Annotated in this window: 1 protein-coding gene; it reads right to left on the bottom strand. The window is 67.2% G+C overall.

The window, feature by feature from the left end:
• Positions 1-23: 23 nt before the first annotated feature.
• A complete protein-coding gene (locus AC2JF9_RS09710) occupies positions 24-302 on the bottom strand; it encodes a hypothetical protein (protein ID WP_500727363.1) in 279 nt (92 codons plus the stop codon).
• Positions 303-424 lie beyond the last annotated feature (122 nt).

Here is a 424-nt window from a genome sequence, read left to right as displayed (position 1 = left end):
GCCACGGTCGCCCGGAAGCGGGATCAGAGGCCGTTGGTCTCCGCCATGTTGGCGTCGCCGGCCCCGGCCGCGTTCAGGTCGGTCGCCAGATTGTCGAGCGCCATGTCGGCGTCCGCGCCGGTGGCCGCGTCGACGGCGGTGATGTCGTTGGTGGTGCCGTCCATCATCGTGTCGGCGGCGTTCATCTCGGTCATCGCGGTGTTGTCGGCCTCCGCCTCCCCGCCGCCGCCGCAGGCGGCCAGGAGGAGGGCGGCGCCCGCGATCGTCGAACCGGCCACGATCTTCGAAACAGAGTTGCGCATATTGATGCTCCCTAGCAGACGATCGGGATGGATTGTGCCCCTCCCCCAATCATGACGAAGGCTAGGACGGAAACCGCGCCGCCTCAAGTCCGCTTCGATTGATCCAGCATGGCAAGAAAGGC

The organism is Lactobacillus sp. C449L, from assembly GCF_059900815.1.
The sequence above is the reverse complement of the archived record's forward strand: the minus strand, read 5'-3'. Positions and strand labels throughout refer to the sequence as shown.

What these genes read in the sequence shown, in the direction of transcription:
- AC2JF9_RS09710 (WP_500727363.1), bottom strand. Translation starts at nt 302, where the DNA reads ATGCGCAACTCTGTTTCGAAGATCGTGGCCGGTTCGACGATCGCGGGC.